Annotated in this window: 2 protein-coding genes; one reads left to right on the forward strand and one right to left on the reverse strand. The window is 67.8% G+C overall.

Translation table 11 applies throughout. From position 1 onward, the window contains the following. Positions 1-766, forward strand: a 766-nt coding sequence (locus tag MOV75_RS38035; protein WP_309487009.1) for a coproporphyrinogen-III oxidase family protein, incomplete at its 5' end; no start/stop codon positions are given. Between the two features lie 116 nt (positions 767-882). Here MOV75_RS38035 and MOV75_RS38040 read toward each other — a convergent pair. Next, positions 883-1,415: ABC transporter substrate-binding protein (locus tag MOV75_RS38040; RefSeq protein ID WP_247007982.1), on the reverse strand; the 533-nt coding region annotated here is incomplete at its 5' end.

Below are 1,415 nucleotides of genomic sequence, written 5' to 3' on the forward strand. Positions count from 1 at the left end.
CGATGCCTCGCTGAAGGCGCTGGGCCGGTTGCACAGCGCGCGCGAGGCGCTCGATGCCGTCGCCATCGCACGCCGCTCGTTCGACCGTTACTCGTTCGACCTGATCTACGCCCGCCCGGACCAGACCCCGGCGATGTGGGCCGATGAGCTGCGTCTCGCGATCGATGAGGCGGCCGAGCATTTGTCGCTCTATCAATTGACGATCGAGGAAGGCACGCCGTTCTTCGGCCTGCACCAGGCCGGTAAATTGAAGACACCGGACGAGGCCGTCGCGCGCGCCCTCTACGATGTCACGCAGGAAACCTGCGACAAGCTTGGGCTGCCCGCCTACGAGATCTCCAATCACGCACGGCGCGGCGCCGAGTGCCGGCACAATCTGGTCTATTGGCGCGGCGAGGAATATGCCGGGATAGGTCCCGGCGCACACGGCCGGCTTGACATCGATGGCGTGCGCCACGCCACCGCCACCGAGAAACGTCCCGAGGCCTGGCTGCTGCGGGTCGAGACCAACGGCCATGGCGTCGTCACCGACGACCTCCTCAACAGCGAGGAGCGCGCCGACGAATTTTTGCTGATGGGGTTGCGTCTCGCCGAGGGCATCGACCCCGAGCGCTACACCGCGCTGTCAGGCCGTTCGCTCGATCCCAAACGCATCACCCTGCTGCGCGAAGAAGGCGCGATTACAGTGGATGCAACGGGACGCTTGCGCGTGACGAGCAGCGGATTCCCCGTGCTGGACGCGGTGGTCGCGGATCTCGCGGCGTAAGGCGCTGCCGTAGGGTGGGCAAAGCGAAGCGTGCCCACGCATTTTTCGCTATCGAGACAGTCGGTGGGCACGGCGCTGCCGCGCCTTTGCCCACCCTACGGCAGCGTCGCCCTGAGCTACGCCCCAAAGCTCTTCGGCGAGCCCGCGACAGCAACGCCGCCGCCCTGCGTCACCTTCATCACCGCGAGGCCACGTTCGTTGGTGCCATCGGCGCGGAAGCGGAACAGGCCGTCGATGCCGGCGAAGCCGGAGGAGTTGGTGAGCACGTCGGGCGAGAAGCGCGTCGTGCCCTGCGTGCGCGCGAGCGCGGCGACGAGGGCGACCGCGTCATAGGCGAGCGTCGCGGTGCGTATCGGCTCCGCACCGTATTTGGTGCGATAGCGGCCGGAGAATGCGCGAAAACCGGCCGGGTCCGGCGCGGCATAGAGACCGCCTTGCAGGGCGGCGCTGGCATAGACGCGCGGACTGTCCCACAGGCCGGTGCCAAGCAGCTGGATGTTGCGCAAATTCGCGCCCGCCGCGGTCATCGCGTCCGCCACCGACACGACGGCATCGCCGTCATCGGCAATGAACAACGCATCCGCACTGCCGAGCTGCTGCGCCAGAGTGCGCGCCGGCGTGGCGCGATCGGCGCCGTACCTCTCGAAGG

The organism is Bradyrhizobium sp. PRIMUS42, assembly GCF_023006515.1.
Lineage (GTDB): Bacteria > Pseudomonadota > Alphaproteobacteria > Rhizobiales > Xanthobacteraceae > Bradyrhizobium.